We start from the raw sequence: 15,568 nt of genomic DNA on the forward strand, positions 1-15,568 counted from the left end.
ATCGCCAGTGAAGGCGAGCGAGCCGGAGTCAGTCGAAATCGGGCATGACCTCGTCGAGGCGTTGCGCATCGCTGCGCGCGTAGCCGCTATGGCAGCGGTACAAGCCCTTCTGCGCGTCGGTTTCCGCTCGCCATAGGAGGTCCTGCACGCGATCGAGTCGATGTGGACTGATCCATTCAGCCAGGGAGTAGACGGACTCCACGAAGGACACCGGCGTTCGCGCATCGCGCGCGTTGGCCACCAGCCCTGCTTGCACCGGTTCGGCAGTGAGTCGCGCATACCCCACGGGAATAGGGACAGTCCAGCCCGAGCCCTTGCCACGCAAGGGGTCGGCCCACCGCACCCCGGGACGCGAAGGTCCAACCTCTTCCGAGGCAGGCTCTACAGCACCAGCTTCGTGATTGAAGCGAGCGGCGTGCAGCCAGGCATCGAGCACAGTAGCTTGCGGTTGTCGCTCGCGCAGATGAGTCAAGCGCGAAGCCAGGAGGTCATCGCGTCCTACCAACGCATAGCCGGGCAGCCATTGACGTCTCCAGCGCGCGAAGCACTGAGCCTGGGCCTCGGCGTCTTCGGGTAGCACCGCCATCCAAGGCCGTGTGCGCTGTCCGGGTCGTGGCTGACTGGGCAACACAGTACCGCCCGCGACCCGCATGGTCGCCACGGTATCGCCGAGCTTGCGGGCCCATTCGTCCAGCGCGGACTGGTTGTCTTGTATCAGCAGAGCGGTTGAGCCGTCGGGCAGTGATGCCTGCTTGAGCAGAAATACCAGCGTGATTTTCAGGTGGATGCGGCCTTCCTCCACGATGGCCGCGGTGCTTCCATCTTTGTCCACGGGGTTGCGTGTGAGCCTGAAGGTCTTCACGTGACCATCCACCACCTGCTCCTCGTAGTCGTGGCATATCACGCCCACTTGCAACAGCTGCAGGGGAATGCCTTGCGTCGCCAGCTTGCGTTGAAGCGCCCACATCAGACCGATGAAAGCTGTGATGGAGGAGAACCCGTGTGTCAATGGACTGGAGATGGCATTGGCGTTCTGTATGCGGAGGTAGGGCAGGACCAGCAGCGCCCGAGAGGTCGGGAAGCTCACACGCCACCTCGCACCGTCGTCAACACGTCACCGGGCTCTTGAAGGTCGCGGTACTCCGGTACATGCAGTTGATTGCGCAATGCGCGCAACTGTTGCACCCAGCTACCGTCCTCGTCCAGCAAGACGTTTCGCCACTGCCGGGACTCAGCCACGCCGACGGTGGGAAGCCGACCCTTCAACTGGCCGTTCAACCAACGTCCGAATCGCGCACCCACCTGGGTCGGCCAATCCGTGCCGAGCCAGTCGCTGGCGAACTGGTGCTCATCCTCCAGTTCGCAGCGGAAGGGATCCAGCCAGAGCATCTCGGGACGGGCCAATTGCTGGAATCGTTCGTCACGTGTCCAGCCGGCCGGCTGGTGCAGCAGCTCTCCGGCATAGATCACCATCTCATCCACCAAAGCGTCCACCAAGCTTTCCACGCGCTGGCGCGTCGCCTGATTCTTTGGTGGGTCGCTCAGCAGAAAGGCTGACAGCACTTGAACTACGTCTCGCACAAGAGGACGTGCATTGAAGCTGCGATCGAAAATGGACGCCGCATGCACGGGCAGGTAGTTGCGCTCACCCTTCCATCGAGGCGGTAGCGAGGCCAGCAGATAGTTGTCTCCGCGTCGCTCGCTATTGAGCTGCGAAATATTGTGTGGCTTCGTCCCTCCCATCTTCTGCACCGCGAGATCTCGGTACTCGCGGTAGATGCCCTCGTGCGGTAGGCCATCGCGCCGAGCCTGTCGGGCCTGCTTGTTTACCTCGCCAAAGCGCGCATCCTGCAGCTCTTCGTAGATCGACTGCGCAAGCGAGGTGGCATGCAACGGAGCGAGCAGGTGATACTGGGTGTCATCAGTGGCATCCTCGCCCACCAACCAATAAAGTTGCTTTGCACGTACATGCGTACTGGCCTCGCCTCCTCGTTCTGCCATCAAGCCAAGCAAAGCTTCGCCGAGCACCTGTGCCTGCGCAGGGTCTTCGTTCAATGCCTTCCACGCGTCTGATTCACCAGCCTTCAGAGCCTGCAAAAGGCTGCACCCGTTCACTTCAAGCTTGAGCAGCTTGTAGACGTCCAACGCGGCGGCATTGCCCACCACGTCCATGGAAAAGCTGCGACCCAAGGCATGGCTGCCGACCTCGTTCAGAGGGGGAAGCGTTTGGGGCTCCACGTAAAGGTTGGTGCCGCGCGCGTCGGGATGCACGGGCTTGAGCGCGTGAGTCACGGCCTGGATCTGTCGCACCCTCGTGGCGGCGTTTTCCAGCCAAGGACCGCGTTGGTGCTGAGCAATCAGGTCGGGACGCAGGGGGTCATCGGGCTTGAGCTTGTCGAGCTTCGCATCCAGGCGTTCCTGCAGGAACGCATCGATCGCACTGTGAAAGCTCACGGCTTGCCCTGGGGAAGGGACATCAGACATGGGAACTCCTCCAGACATGACAACATTCCTCCAGTCGGCACCATGCCGACCGAGAGTGATAGCAACAGCTCTTCCAAGCCTCCTTAATCTTTGTTGAATCCAAGTACCGAGTGAAATCGCCAGCCTTCTCGAGATTCCGGGAGGCTTACGGTCGCGACTTTTTCTGCGCTCTCGCGCAGGCTCTCGTCTCGGTTCTCCGCCCACGATGCAAGCACGCCCAACAGCTCGGCGTGACACCAGGGGCTTATCCCCGGGCCTGCAAGATCACGATCGGCGAGGGTGTGCAGCAGATCGTTGATGTCCACGAACAGTGGCTCTCCCGGTTGCGCACCTTTCGCAACACGGTGCAGATGCAATTCAGCCTCGCCGTCATCGAGGGGCAGCAGCGCAACCTCTTCGCGCGGCAAAGGGTCGTAGCGAAAGCGCTGGAACTGCGGCAGCAGGCCGGTCAGCCACAAGTTTCCCGGATGCGCCCAATGAAGGGTGGTGTCTCGCGCTATCGGCGTAAAGAAGTGGCTGCCTTCTCCGCGCGGCAACAGGCTGTCTCGCATGCGGCCGTGCTCCAGGTCTACCATGCGTTCCTGGGGCTTGAGCGACTTGCGCGGGGCGATGCGCGGCCTTGCATCGAGGGGCATCGCATCCGTTGCGGACAATTCCGGCAGGCTTTTCTGCAACAGATGCGATGTCAGGTGGAACTGAGCGCTCGAGTTCCATTTGCCATCGGCACGTCGCTCGGATGCGCTGGCGTGCATCTCGAAACCCGGTTGACAGAAAGCCGCGTCTCCGGGTCTTTCAAGTGCGCGCAGATTGCTGTCCAGCACCAGCAGATTCAGTTCCTTCGCACTTCCGCTGCGGTGGCGGCGCACGCGACCTGCCAACTGAATGAGCGAGCGCATCGATGAGGGCTCGACGATGGCCCAGTCATAGTCATGATCGCGGCCCACCTCGGTGACAGGCGAACCCAGCACGATGAACATGTGATGCGCTTCGGGAAAAACATCGAGCTGTGCACGGATTGCCGGATGGCGCGGCAATGGATCGACGGTGTCGCCAGATGCTCGACGATTGAGCACGGTGTCCAACTGTGCTTCGATGGCCGAGCGCGCCAGCAACGGGAACTGCGAGTGATACACGCAAAGGTGCACGCGCACCCCAGGAGCTGGAGCGCCTTGACGGTACATCGCCAACGCGACATCGAACAGCGGCGCAATGTTGGCCATGCGTATCAGCCCCAGGCTCAACCGCTTGCCGCTGATCGGATCGACCATGTGATTCTGTTCGAGCTGATGGAGCTGCCAAGCCCGGTCCAGTACGAATCTCGCGAAATCGGTCCGCCGCACCGATTTTTCCATTGCATGCCACGTTGGCGGCAATTCGGCTATTCGAGCAAGGCGACGCACTTCGGCTTGAGCGAGCTTGGCAGCTCGTTTTTCCACAAAGGCAGCGTGCGCGTCTCGGAAGCCACTGGCGTCAGGGCAATCCTGCGCTGCCTGATGGAATTCATCGACCCACAGGCAGCAGATATTCACAGGCTCGGTCGGGCGTTCACCGCGGTTGCGCTGGAAGATCGCGCGCCCAACGCAGTAGGCCTGAAACAGGCCTTCCACCAGCGCTGGCGGCAACGTTGCCGACGACAGCAGTACACGTGTTCCCAAAAGTCCAGCCCAATGCACCAGCCGCACGAGCGCGGGTAGGTCGGCCATGTCGAAGTCGTCGGGTTCATCAAGTACCAGGTCGCCCGTCATCAAGCGCAGCATGGGAGCGATCTGTCGACCTCCACGCAGGCTTTCAGTCGCGGGCGTCAGATGATCGACGGTGCAGGCCAACAGTGGCGCGGCCAGAAGCGATCGCACCTGTGCATCGTCACTCAGCCGCTCCAGCAGCGGGTGCCGGGCATCGCCCTCGAAAAGCACTTGCCCGCCTTCGTCCAGCAGGCTCTGGCGAGATGCCGATCCGGTGGCTTCGGCCTGGCGTTCCCAATACTCGAGCAGGGCGCGACTGGAAGCACCGCCAACCCTGATGGCCAACTGCTCATCGTTCAGCCCCAGATCCTTTTGAAAGACACGGCCAGTCTGCAGGGTGAGGGTGCGCAAGCCGATGGCGAAGGCGCAACGCATGCCGATGGCGGGATCGGCCAGCGCGTCCATGATGCGGGCATTGCCCAACGTCTTGCCGCAGCCGGTGGAAGCCATATTGACGATGAACGCCCCGTGGGCAGCCGAACGTTGGCGCACAGCCGTCGCCAGAACCGCGGCCTTGTCTTGCCACTGAAAGCTCGCTTGGGTACTGCGCTTCTTCAGCTCCCGGTGATTCTGCAAAGCCGGCAAGCTGCTCGCCAGTGTCGGCAGCGAGCGGGTGATCAGTGTGGCATGAGCCTGCACGCCCAGAAGATGCTCATCCAGTGTTTGATTGAGCACACGGCGCCGCTCCTGGGTGTAGGTGGTGTTGGCCGCGAGCTTTGCCTCAGGCTGCAAGTAGAGCCGACGCGCTGCAACGGGCTGGTTCTGTTCGTCCAGGCCATGGCGTGAATAGTGATGATCGGCCAGCATCAGGCACATGCGGGAAACATGCATGACGAAGGGATCGTCCAGAACAGAAGAGGTGCTCCCCGCATCGCTCAAGATCAGCAGTTTTTTCGCATAGTGCGCAGCTTGCTTGCGCCATGCCGGCCCATGCACCGGAAGGCCATGCGGAAAATGCCAATAGGTCTCGATCTCTGCTCGCATCCGCCGCTCGCGCGGCTCGTTCCAGTCCGCATGTACCTGTGCCAGCAGGCCATCCAGATCGTCGGGATTGATGAACCTCGGTCGAGCGCCAAAAGGCCGCACGCGTAGCCTTCCATCTTGCCCTGCATCGTGATCGCTGCGGACCGGCTTGCAAGGTAGGCGATGGTGGGTGAGTACCAGCCAAGCCAGCGCCTGAGCCAGTGGCGGGAGAACGCGGAACGGATTGTTGGCACCGAGTGGCCCATCCTTCTCTTCGTCCGTGTCTAGGCCATCGCGCAACAACCGTCCACCGCCGTGATCCAACCACAGGTCTTCGAAGGCCGCATCATCGTGATCGTTGAGCGCGCCATCAGCTAGCCGTCTCAGCCAGGTACGGTCGTCCTCTCGCCCCACGAAGGCCTGAAACAGCCGAACGGATACCCATTCGTGACGATAGTGATTGCGCTCGCTCGCACCAGCCTCTAGTAGTCGTTGCTGAAAAGCCAGCGTGGCTTTGCCCAGGTCATGCATGAGGGCCGCCAGGGCGGTCAGAGCCGTCAGCAAAGGCAATCGATGCCAGTTGGCCTCGTCGCCGGCTCGGCAAACATCCTGACTGCTGGGGTCGGTTAGCGTGGCGTCTTCGGCTTTGAACCGACGCCCGTCACCTACCATCAAGATCGTGCAACGCGTACCTTTTTCCATTCGGTCTCCAATCTCTGCGAGCACAGTTTCCTGGAGCTGTCGGGCAGCGGCCAGACGTAATCCGTCATCGAACCAGGAGCTGACCCAAGACTGCAAGTACTCGGGGGAAAATACTTAGTCTGCGGCGTGAGCCACGCTATTTCCACATCCGCTTGATTGGCGCTGAAAAGCGGCGCACCGCCTCCGTGGCTGAACCGATGGGGCTCGGCTCGGGCTTGCTCGTCAGTTTGCCGGAGGCAACAGGTCTGCAAATGAAAAAAGCACTGCTGCATCGATTGCACGGCCGGTTGCGTTGAAGTCGTTGAGGCGCGGACTCCAGGCCACTCACTTTCCACGACGCGGCTCCATTCCCAGCGACGGCCCCTGCCGAATAGGATTGCGAACCAGCTGCGCCAGATCCAGGCTCGGGTAGCGCTGATTCACAACTTCCTCCAGGCTCGGGTAGCGCGGATCCACGGCTCCCGTGCGGCCGCTTTTCTCATACATCCCATCGGCATACATGGGTGGCACTGATTTGGACCCGATGCCACAGGCCTGATGGAAGTGCCCGATATAGACAGGCTTGCCAGCCTCCGCCACGAAGACTCTGTTTTCCGGCAGGCCGTCCGCAGGAACGACTTCCGGGTAGCCATCGCTCCAGCCGCTCGCCGGTGCGCGGCGGGCGGTCATGCCGGCTTCGATGGTGTGGCTTTGCAGGGTATAGCGGCCGCTGGGAATGACGTAGGCGACCGGCAAATGCGCATATGCAGTCTGCTTGCGTATCGTGGGTTGGGCTGCAGCCTTGGCGGCCCATTCGGCATCGGTTCTGGGAATGCGGATGCGCAGCGTTTTCCCGTGATCGTCAAGGAAGGTGAGTTCCTGAATGCGCGAGCCCTTGGGTGGCAGGCTGTCGGGGTTGCACATGGGCTCGATGTACGTCGTCACGGAGGCAATGACGACGGCATTGCGCCCGGTGAACCGCTGCGCGAGTTCCTCGCGTTCCGTGCCCGGGGTGAGGTAGGTGCCGACCGTGTCGGCATCGTTGGCGGCATGTGCGAGGGGCAGTGCCAGTGCAAGAAGAAGATTCAAGGCGAGTGCGCGCATGGGTCTTGTGAGTCCGCGAGGATTCGTGCAGTCGATCGGCCGAGTATTGCCGATGCCGTTCGACGCACCTCGCGCTACTCCCTCATCGCCTCGCACTGCGCCTCGATCCGCGCATGAAGCAACCCCAGCGACACCGCAACGAAGCGCTGCAGCGAACCGCGCTGGCACGTATCGAGCACAGGGGCGGGGTCGGTCTCGGATGACTCGGCATCGCGCAGTTCTTCATCCCACTGCAGCAGTTGAACCAGCAACAGCGCGCCTTGCACCACATCGCGCGCATCGTTCAAGAAGGCGGCTTGATGCTGTCGGCTGGGATCGAGTCCCCGAGGAGGAACCCATTCGAAGGGTTTGAACTGAGAGACGGGGCGTGCCCCTGAATCACCGGCGTCGGTGCCTGCATTGAAGTCTTTGGCCATGTGGGCCTCCAAAGTGAATCGCAGGATGTCTTCAGGCCGCCAAACCCGGCCTCGTTCACACGAGGCGAGGGCACTGTAGGTGGTCGCGGCGAGGGCCGTCAAGTTTCGTGTCCGGCGGCGCAACATTGCTTGAGCCGACCGGCGAACCTGTCGCCCATTTGCTCCGCATTCCGCCCCGCCTCGCTATCCTTCCGCTCGCCATTCACTTCAACAAAAGGGGACCCTCATGACTCAATCTTCCTCATCCATCTTCTCCCTGCGCTCCATCGCGCTGGCCTGCACCTTCGCCCTCGGCGCCGCGACCGCTGCTCACGCCGCCCCCGACGCCAAGCTGCTCGCCGCGGCCGAGAAGGCGCAGCCCGCCGTGATCGAGAGCCTCAAGGAGATGGTGCTGATCGAGTCGGGCAGCCTCAATGTCGACGGGCTGATGAAGATGGCCGACGTGGTGGAAGGCCGGCTCAAGGCGGCCGGTTTCAAGGTCGAGCGGCGCAAGGCGACGGCCGGGGCGGGGGCCGACATCGTGATCGGCACGATGAAGGGCAACGGCAAGCGCAAGATCATGCTGCAGGGCCACATGGACACGGTCTACCAGCCCGGCATCCTGAACTCGCAGCCCTACAAGGTCGACGGCAACCGCATCTACGGGCCCGGCATCGCGGACGACAAGGGCGGGCTCGCGGTGATGATGGCCTCGCTCAAGATCCTGGCCGACGCGGGTTGGCGCGACTACGACACGCTCACGGTGCTGATGAATCCCGACGAGGAAGTGGGCTCGGTGGGTTCGGGCGAGCTGATCGCGACCACGGCCGACCTGCACGACACGGTGCTGTCGTTCGAGCCGACGGCGGCGAAGTCGGTGGTGAAGGGCGAATCGCTGCTGCTCGGCGCGGCCGGCATCGCGCAGGCCACGCTCGAGGTGAAGGGCCGCGCCTCGCACGCGGGCGCGGCGCCCGAGCTGGGCCGCAATGCGCTGTACGAACTCTCGTACCAGATGCTGCAGACCAAGGACCTCGCGAAGGACATCCCGGGCGTGACGCTCAACTGGACGGTGGCGCGCGCGGTGGGCCCGATCAACCAGATCACCGAGAAGGCGCAGGCGCTCGGCGACGTGCGCATCACCGAGCCTGGCGCGGAGAAGAAGCTCGACGCGGCGCTGCAGGCGAAGATTGCGAGCGGCAAGCTGATCCCCGACACCGAGACGACGGTGAAGGTGGAGGTGGGCCGCCCGGCCTTCGTGGCGGGCGAGAAGGGCCGCGCGCTGGCCGAGAAGGCGCAGGCGATCTACAAGGAAATCGACCGCGACCTCGCGCTCACGCCGATGACCGGCGGCGGCACCGACGCGGGCTACGCGGGGCGCTCGGGCAAGGCCACGGTGGTCGAGAGCTTCGGCCTCGCGGGCTTCGGCTACCACGCGCGCGACGAGTACATCGAGGTCGACTCGATCGTGCCGCGGCTGTACCTGGTGACGCGGCTGCTGACGGAGATCGGCAAGGGCCGCTGAAGCACGCCGAACCCGACGTGAAAAAGGCGCATGCGAAGAACTCGCATGCGCCTTTTTGCTGGGGGCTGAAGGTTTCGATCGGGCGGCGCACCGGGGCGCCTGCCGTCACTGCGGACGCTGATCGCCGGGCGGGCGGTTGCGGTGCGCGGCGGCCTGGGCTTGTGCCTGGGCCTGCGCTTGTGCCTGCCGTTGCTGCATCTGCTGGGCCTGTTGCTGCTGGCGCTGCGCGGCCTGCTGCTGAGCCTGTTGGGCCTGCTGCTGTTGGCGCTGCATCGCCTGTTGCTGGGCTTGTTGCGCCTGCTGTTGCTGGCGTTGCATGGCTTGCTGCTGAGCTTGTTGCTGCTGGTGCTGCATGGCCTGTTGTTGCGCCTGCTGCTGACGGCGCATCTGCTCCTGTTGCTGCTGAGCCTGCTGCTGCTGACGCTGCATCGCCTGTTGCTGTTGCTGTTGCTGCGCCTGCTGGGCGGCCTGCTGCTGTTGCTGCTGCCTTGCCTGGTTCTGCGCGGCCTGCTGTTGCTGCATCTGCTGGCGGCGCATCTGCTCCTGCTGGGCCTGCTGCTGTTGGCGGGCCTGGTTCTGCTGGGCTTGCCGTTGCTGCTCTTGCTGGCGACGAGCCTGTTCCTGCTGCGCCTGTTGTTGTTGCTGCTGCCTGCGGCCCTGGTCTTGCTGAGCCTGCTGTTGCTGGCGTCGCGCCTGTTCCTGCGCCTGTTGTTGCTGCTGCTGTTGTTGGCGTCGCGCCTGTTCCTGTTGCGCCTGCTGCTGGCCGGCCTGGTTCTGGGCCAGTAGCTGCTGGCGGCGTGCCTGCTCCTGCTGCGCTTGCTGCTGCTGCGCCTGCTGGCGCGCGGCCTGGGCCTGCCGGGCTTGCTGCTCGCGCGTCTGCTGTTGCGACATCAGCTGCTGGCGCCGCGCCTGTTCCTGCTGCGCCTGTGCCTGTGCCTGCTGTGCTTGGGCCTGTTGCTGATGCGCCTGCTGCTGCATCTGCTGTTGGCGTGCCAGGGCGGCCTGCTGCTGCGCTTGTTGCTGCTGGGCCTGCAGTTGCTGGCCGTGTTGCTGCTGCATCTGCTGCATCTGCAATTGGCGCGCCTGCTGTTGTTGCGCGAGCAGCGCGGCGGCCTGCTGTTGCTGGGCCTGCTGCTGTTGCATCGCGAAGTTGGGCGACTGCCCCGGATGCGCGGCTTGCCAGGCGGCCACGCCCGCATCGCCGCGCGGGCGGTCACGTTCGCGGCCACCGCCGTTGTTGTTGTAGACGTTGTTGACGACGGTGGTCGAGCGCGAGACGTAGGTGTTGTTGTTGTAGACCACGGCCGGGCGATAGGCCGGCGGCGGAGGCGCGGCGCGCGGATAGTCGCGGTCGCGCGGACGGCCCCAGTTCACGTTCCAGGAGTTCCAGCCCCAGCCATGGCGCTCGAGTGCCGAGGCCACGACCACGCCGGCACCGAAGGCCAGCACGCCGGCCGTGGCGACCTGGGCGCCGCTGTAGCCGCGGTCGACGTAGACGGGCTGCGGTGGCGGTGCATAGGCATAGCCGGGGTAGACCGGCACGGGATCGCCATAGATCTCCTGCGGGTTGTAGCTCGGCACGTAGACCACGTCGGGCTGCGCCTGCTGGATGGTGATGAGCTGCTGCGGCGGCTCGACGATGAGCGGGCCCGCATAGGCGCCCTGCGGATCGGGCGCGGGCGTGTAGTTGGCCGGTGCCGCGGCGGTGGCGACCTTGATCTTGTCGTTGTTCTTGAGTCGGCCGGCCTTGGAGGCGCGCTGGCGCATGACCTGGATCGCGTTCATCACGTCGGCCGGGTCGTTGTAGTAGGCCTTGCCCAGTGCCTCGGTCCAGGGCAGGTTGCCGGCCATCTGGTCCATCACGTTGCGGAAGGCGGTCAGCGACTTCACGCTCGGGTCCCAGGGCTGCTGGTTGACGGCATCGGCCAGCGCGCCGGCCTTGAGCGTGGGGTTCTGCTTGAGCCAGTCCTGCGCGGCGGTGATCTGCTCGGGATAGGTGGCGCCGGCCAGCACCTGCGCCACGAGCTTGTCGGGGTACAGCGCGATGGGGGCGACCATCTGGTAGAGCTCCTCGGCCGCGGGTGGCACGTAGGCCACGGGCATGGGGGCCGCGGGTGCCGGTCCTGCGGCGGCGGGTACCGAAGCCGCTGCCTGTGGCGCGGGTGCCGCGGCGTTCTGCGCGGCGGGCGTCTCGGACTTGTCGCAGCCCGCGAGCACCAATGCTGCGGTGCACAGCGAGAGCGTGAGCGCACGCGCGAGGGGGGTGGGGTTGGAGGGGATCATGTGGGCCTTCCTGGGACGCTGTCGTGGCGCCCGCCCGTAGAGAACGGCTGCCGCAACTGAAGCGATGACGAAGGATGGCCCCAGGATGCAACGGCCTGTGTCGTCTGCCGGGCGCAGGCCGGGTAGGAACAGGCCTGTCAAGAAAGGTGAAGGGCCGGTGAATGCCGGCCCCTCTCGAACAGTCAGCTGGCGGTCAGAGCCGCGCGCAACCTACTTCGATCCGCCCGTGTACTTGGTGACGCTGCTCGCGCTCACGTGGTAGCCGCTCACGCCCATCATCGAATCGTTGCGCAGGGTCTGCAGCTTGCCCGTGACCCACACGGTGTCCATGGCGCGGAACTTGGCGCCCTTCTGCGGCACCACGTGCAGGATCTGGTTGGCCGGCGGCGGCGGGGTGTGGATGCAGGCGCCGAAGTAGGGCACGAGCAGGAACTCGGTGACCTCGCCCTTGGCTTCCTCGAGCGGCACGATGAAGCCGGGGATCTTCACCTCCACGCCGTTCATCGCGGGATTGGTCGGCGCGTTGTTCGACACCTCCTGCATCTTCATCAGCAGCTCGTTGGCGCGCGGGTCGCCGTCGTCGAGGGCGCTCAGGTCCATGCCCTTGAACTCCTTCGACGGGTCCCAGTCCTTGGGCACGAGTTCTTCCCAGGTGATCTGGCGCGGCTGGCCGGCCGGGGCCTTGGCGGTGGCCACGGGCGCGGCCTTGCCGCCGAGCGGGTTGGTGGCGGTGGTGTCCTTGGGCGCGGGCTCGGCGGCCCAGGCGGCGGCCGCGAGGCTGGCGCCGGCCATCAGCAGGGCGAAGCGCTTCGAGGCCTGGACGGCGGGATGGAGAGTCTTTGCGTGGCGCATGGGATCAGATCCTCGGTGAAAGCCCGTCGGCGAGCGAGAGCCGGTAGGCGCGAATGCCGGGCAGCAGGCTCGCCAGCCAGCCGGCGGCCAGCAGGCTCGCGAGCAGCAGCCATTCGTTCAGTGTAGGTTCGGAAAGCCGCAATGTCAGCCCGAACTGCGACTGCAGCCAGGGCGCAAGGCCGGCGATGCCCAGCACCGCCATCAGCACGCCCACGAGCACGCCGAGCACGGTGACCAGCGCGCCTTCGAGCGCGAGCAGCGCCAGCACGTGGCGCAGGCCCGCGCCCACGGCACGCAGCACGGCGAGTTCGCGCCGCCTCTCGTTGAGGCCGGCCATCACCACCGACACCAGGCCCGCGAGGCTCACGAGCGCGACCAGGCCCGACATCAGCAGCAGCGCGTTCTCGCCCACGCCGATCACGCTCCAGAGCTCGTCGAGCGCCACGCCGGGCAGGATCGCCATCAGCGGCTCGCCGGTGTAGGTGGAGATCCAGCGCTGCACCGAGAACACGGCCGCGCGGTTCTTCAGGCCCACGAGCGCGGCCGTCACGTTCTTGGGCGTGAGGTCGAACTTGCGCACCTGCTCGGCCGGGATCTTCACGCCCGGCATGGGCGCGCCGCCCACCCATTCGAGGTGGATCGCCTCCATGGCCGCGAGGCCGATGTGCACGGTGCGGTCGACCGGCGTGCCGGTGCGCGCGAGCACGCCCACCACGGTGAAGGGCTTGTCGGCATGCTCGGCCACGTTGAGCTCGCCGCTGCCGTGCGCCAGCGTGATCTTCTGGCCCACGTGGTAGCCGAGCTTGTCGGCCACCTCGGCGCCCACCACGGCGTCGAACAGCTCGCTGAAGGGCTTGCCCTCGCGCAGCGCGAGCGACTGGCGATCGCCGTAGCGAAAGCGCGTGAAGTACTCGGGCGAGGTCGCGAGCACGGCGAAGCCGCGGTGCGAATCGCCGAGCGACAGCGGCACCACCCAGTCGACGCCGGGGTGCGCCTGCAGGGCCTGCACGCTCTTCCACGAAATGTTGTTGGTGGCCGCGCCGATGCGGAACACCGAGTACAGCAGCAGCTGCGTGGAGCCGGTGCGCGCGCCCACGATCAGGTCGGTGCCCGAGACCGAGGACGCGAAGTTCTCGCGCAGCTCGGTGCGGATGCGCTCGACGCCCAGCAGCAGGAAGGTCGACAGCGCGATCGAGAACACGGTGAGCGCGAGCGTGAAGCGGCGGTTCCAGGCGCTGCGCCAGGCGATGGAGAAGAGGGCCTTCATTCTTCGGTCGCCATCGTCGCGCTCGAGGCGCGGTTGATCTCGGGCAGCAGCACGTGGCGTGCGAAGCGCTGCGCGATGCGCTGGTCATGGCTCACGAACACCAGCGCGCTGTCGTTCTCGGCGCAGGCGGTGAGCAGCACGTCGAGGAAGGCCTCGCGCCGGTCCTCGTCGAGCGCGGAGGTGGGCTCGTCGGCGATCACCACCTCGGGCTGGCCGATGAGCGCGCGCGCCGCGGCCACGCGCTGCTGCTGGCCCACCGAGAGCTGCATGGCCTGGCGCTGCCAGAGCTTGCGGTCCAGGCCCATCTGGTCGAGCAGGTGCTCGGCTTCCTCGCGCGCGCCGCGCTGGCGCGAGGCCTGCTCGCGGCGGCGCGCCGAGAAGCGGCACGGCAGCAGCACGTTGTCGACCACGCTCAGATAGGGCAGCAGGTTGAACTGCTGGAAGATGTAGCCCACGTGCGCCACGCGGCAGCGGTCGCGCGCGGCGCCCGAGAGCTTGGACCAGTCGTGGCCCAGCAGGCACACGCGGCCCTCGTCGGCCACCAGCACGCCGGCCAGCAGCGACAGCAGGGTGCTCTTGCCGCAGCCGCTGGGGCCATGCAAAAACACCGATTCGCCGGCCGTGATGCGGAAGGCCTCGATGTCGATGCAGGGCGTGGCGCTGCCGGGCCAGGAGAAGCGCAGCGATTCGGCCGAGAGCACCACGCGCAGCGGCGTGGATTCGGCCTGCGAAGGAAGGCTCACGACCTCACTTGCCCCAGGTCAGGCGGGCCGGTTGCGCGGCCTGCGCACCCGCGGGGCGCTTGAGCTGGCGCTTGAACTGGCCCTGCGCGGAAGCGATCTGCGCATCGATCTGGCGCGTGCCCTTGAAGGCGGCGAACAGGCCGATGTCGATGTACTTGGCGGCGGCCGCGTTGGCGCAGTTGAACGAGAAGGTGGCGTCGAGGTCGGCATGGCCCTCGGGTTCGTTCGGATCGGGCTTGCCCAGGCCGAGCGCGGCCGATTGCAGCTCGACCGGGCCGAGCTTGCAACTCGCGGCGGGGTCGATGGCGAACAGCTTGTCGGCGGCGCGCAGCTGGGCCACGGCGTCCTCGACGGTCTTCTTCTCGGCATCGGTCTTGGGCGCGCGCTCGAAGCCCACGATGTTGTCGAGCGGCGACTCCATGGCGATCACGACCGTGGGGCCGTCGATGGCGACATCGAGCTTGATCTGGCCGTGCACGTGGGCGTGCTGCTGCTGGGCCTGCGCGGCGGCGAACGGGGCCGAGGCGATCAGGGCGATGGCGGCGGAAGCGAGGATGCGTCGAGCGACGCTGGATTGGATCAGGGTCATGGTTGGGCGCCTTGCCGGGTCGGCAGCCCCGGGGTGTTGCTCCATTCGCTCCAGCTGCCGGCATAGAGCGCGGCCGTTCCGAGCCCCGCGATGCGCATCGCGAGCAGGTTGGGAACGGCGCTCACGCCGCTGCCGCACTGGTGGACGACCGTCGCCGGATCGCGGCCTTCGAGCAGCGTTTCGAACTCGGCGCGCAGTTGCGCGGCGGGCTTGAACTTGCCGTCGGGACCGAGGTTCTCGGCGAAGGGGCGGTTGAGTGCCCCGGGGATGTGACCGGCGATCGGGTCCAGAGGTTCCACCTCGCCGCGATAGCGTGCACCGGCCCGCGCGTCGATCAGGTTCTGGTCAGGCTGGCCCAGCCGGCGCACCACGGTGTCGGTGGTCACGAGCCGCACCAGCGGTTCGCCCGCGACGAAGTTCGACTGGAAGCGCGCGGGCTCCTCGCGGTCGGTGACCTCGCCGCCCTCGGCCTGCCAGCCCTGCAGGCCGCCGTCGAGCACGGCCACGGCGTCGTGGCCCATCCACTTGAGCATCCACCACAGGCGACCGCAGTAGTTGGCGCCGTTGCGGTCGTAGACCACGGCCTGCATGTCGTTCGAGAAGCCGATGCCGCTGAGCCAGGCCGCGAAGCGTTCGCGGCTGGGCAGCGGATGGCGCCCGCCCGAGGCGGGCACGCCGTCTTCCTGCGCCACCACCACCTCGCCATGCGCGCCGGGCTTGCCATGCTTGGCACTGAGGTCGGTGTCGAGGTCGGCATGCAGCGCGCCGGGGATGTGCGAGGCCGCGTACTGCTGGGCGCCGGCTTCGGGCTTCATGAGGTCGAAGCTGCAGTCGAACACCATGAGCGGCGTGCCGGTGGCCTGCAGGGCGCGCAGCTCGGCGGCGGAAACGAGGGTGGTGAAGGTCATGGCGAAGAACTCCTTGGCGCATGGGCCGCGCAACG

At 65.8% G+C, this 15,568-nt stretch carries 12 protein-coding genes; 1 reads left to right on the forward strand and 11 read right to left on the reverse strand.

What is annotated here, in order from left to right:
• Positions 1-28: 28 nt before the first annotated feature.
• The 5 genes from csy2 to AC1HIL_RS13080 all read right to left on the reverse strand — a co-directional run bounded on the left by csy2 (position 29) and on the right by AC1HIL_RS13080 (position 7,390).
• Positions 29-1,087 (reverse strand): type I-F CRISPR-associated protein Csy2, encoded by a 1,059-nt coding sequence (gene csy2 / locus AC1HIL_RS13060; RefSeq protein ID WP_479671935.1) that lies wholly within the window; start codon positions 1,085-1,087, stop codon positions 29-31.
• Positions 1,084-2,484: a type I-F CRISPR-associated protein Csy1 gene (csy1, locus tag AC1HIL_RS13065; protein WP_479671936.1), complete on the reverse strand. Its 1,401-nt coding sequence runs from the start codon at positions 2,482-2,484 to the stop codon at positions 1,084-1,086. The genes csy2 and csy1 overlap by 4 nt, the downstream gene beginning before the upstream one ends.
• An 83-nt stretch (positions 2,485-2,567) precedes the next feature.
• The gene (gene cas3f / locus AC1HIL_RS13070) at positions 2,568-5,891 is read right to left on the reverse strand and encodes a type I-F CRISPR-associated helicase Cas3f (RefSeq protein ID WP_479671937.1); all 3,324 of its coding nucleotides are present in this window, start codon (positions 5,889-5,891) and stop codon (positions 2,568-2,570) included.
• 324 nt (positions 5,892-6,215) lie between these two features.
• Entirely contained in the window at positions 6,216-6,974 is a 759-nt protein-coding gene (locus AC1HIL_RS13075; protein WP_479671939.1) for a hypothetical protein, read from the reverse strand.
• Positions 6,975-7,048: 74 nt separating this feature from the next.
• Positions 7,049-7,390: a hypothetical protein gene (locus tag AC1HIL_RS13080; protein ID WP_479671940.1), complete on the reverse strand. Its 342-nt coding sequence runs from the start codon at positions 7,388-7,390 to the stop codon at positions 7,049-7,051.
• Positions 7,391-7,616: 226 nt separating this feature from the next.
• Between AC1HIL_RS13080 and AC1HIL_RS13085 the strand changes: the two genes are divergently transcribed.
• Complete coding sequence (locus tag AC1HIL_RS13085; RefSeq protein WP_479671941.1) at positions 7,617-8,891, forward strand: M20/M25/M40 family metallo-hydrolase; 1,275 nt, start codon at positions 7,617-7,619, stop codon at positions 8,889-8,891.
• 105 nt (positions 8,892-8,996) lie between these two features.
• On the opposite strand, the gene AC1HIL_RS13090 is transcribed toward AC1HIL_RS13085, so the two are convergent.
• From AC1HIL_RS13090 to AC1HIL_RS13115, 6 genes are all read right to left on the reverse strand, one after another.
• On the reverse strand, positions 8,997-11,174 hold the full coding sequence (locus AC1HIL_RS13090) for a DUF3300 domain-containing protein (RefSeq protein ID WP_479671942.1): 2,178 nt from the start codon (positions 11,172-11,174) through the stop codon (positions 8,997-8,999).
• Positions 11,175-11,384: 210 nt separating this feature from the next.
• The gene (locus AC1HIL_RS13095; RefSeq protein WP_057589536.1) at positions 11,385-12,026 is read right to left on the reverse strand and encodes a DUF3299 domain-containing protein; all 642 of its coding nucleotides are present in this window, start codon (positions 12,024-12,026) and stop codon (positions 11,385-11,387) included.
• A gap of 4 nt (positions 12,027-12,030) precedes the next feature.
• Complete coding sequence (locus tag AC1HIL_RS13100) at positions 12,031-13,293, reverse strand: ABC transporter permease (RefSeq protein WP_057589537.1); 1,263 nt, start codon at positions 13,291-13,293, stop codon at positions 12,031-12,033.
• Positions 13,290-14,036 (reverse strand): ABC transporter ATP-binding protein, encoded by a 747-nt coding sequence (locus tag AC1HIL_RS13105; protein ID WP_057589538.1) that lies wholly within the window; start codon positions 14,034-14,036, stop codon positions 13,290-13,292. Before AC1HIL_RS13105 ends, AC1HIL_RS13100 begins: the two co-directional genes overlap by 4 nt.
• A 4-nt stretch (positions 14,037-14,040) precedes the next feature.
• The gene (locus AC1HIL_RS13110) at positions 14,041-14,625 is read right to left on the reverse strand and encodes a DUF2796 domain-containing protein (protein ID WP_479671943.1); all 585 of its coding nucleotides are present in this window, start codon (positions 14,623-14,625) and stop codon (positions 14,041-14,043) included.
• The gene (locus tag AC1HIL_RS13115; RefSeq protein WP_296730293.1) at positions 14,622-15,533 is read right to left on the reverse strand and encodes a sulfurtransferase; all 912 of its coding nucleotides are present in this window, start codon (positions 15,531-15,533) and stop codon (positions 14,622-14,624) included. Before AC1HIL_RS13115 ends, AC1HIL_RS13110 begins: the two co-directional genes overlap by 4 nt.
• Between the last annotated feature and the right edge of the window lie 35 nt (positions 15,534-15,568).

This window comes from Variovorax sp. ISS6, assembly GCF_056523145.1.

Excerpts from the sequence above, each read along its gene's own strand:
- csy1 (WP_479671936.1), bottom strand. The coding sequence starts at position 2,484 with ATGTCTGATGTCCCTTCCCCAGGGCAAGCCGTGAGCTTTCACAGTGCG.
- cas3f (WP_479671937.1), bottom strand. The coding sequence starts at position 5,891 with ATGGAAAAAGGTACGCGTTGCACGATCTTGATGGTAGGTGACGGGCGT.
- AC1HIL_RS13075 (WP_479671939.1), bottom strand. The coding sequence starts at position 6,974 with ATGCGCGCACTCGCCTTGAATCTTCTTCTTGCACTGGCACTGCCCCTC.
- AC1HIL_RS13080 (WP_479671940.1), bottom strand. The coding sequence starts at position 7,390 with ATGGCCAAAGACTTCAATGCAGGCACCGACGCCGGTGATTCAGGGGCA.
- AC1HIL_RS13085 (WP_479671941.1), top strand. The coding sequence starts at position 7,617 with ATGACTCAATCTTCCTCATCCATCTTCTCCCTGCGCTCCATCGCGCTG.
- AC1HIL_RS13090 (WP_479671942.1), bottom strand. The coding sequence starts at position 11,174 with ATGATCCCCTCCAACCCCACCCCCCTCGCGCGTGCGCTCACGCTCTCG.
- AC1HIL_RS13095 (WP_057589536.1), bottom strand. The coding sequence starts at position 12,026 with ATGCGCCACGCAAAGACTCTCCATCCCGCCGTCCAGGCCTCGAAGCGC.
- AC1HIL_RS13100 (WP_057589537.1), bottom strand. The coding sequence starts at position 13,293 with ATGAAGGCCCTCTTCTCCATCGCCTGGCGCAGCGCCTGGAACCGCCGC.
- AC1HIL_RS13110 (WP_479671943.1), bottom strand. The coding sequence starts at position 14,625 with ATGACCCTGATCCAATCCAGCGTCGCTCGACGCATCCTCGCTTCCGCC.
- AC1HIL_RS13115 (WP_296730293.1), bottom strand. The coding sequence starts at position 15,533 with ATGACCTTCACCACCCTCGTTTCCGCCGCCGAGCTGCGCGCCCTGCAG.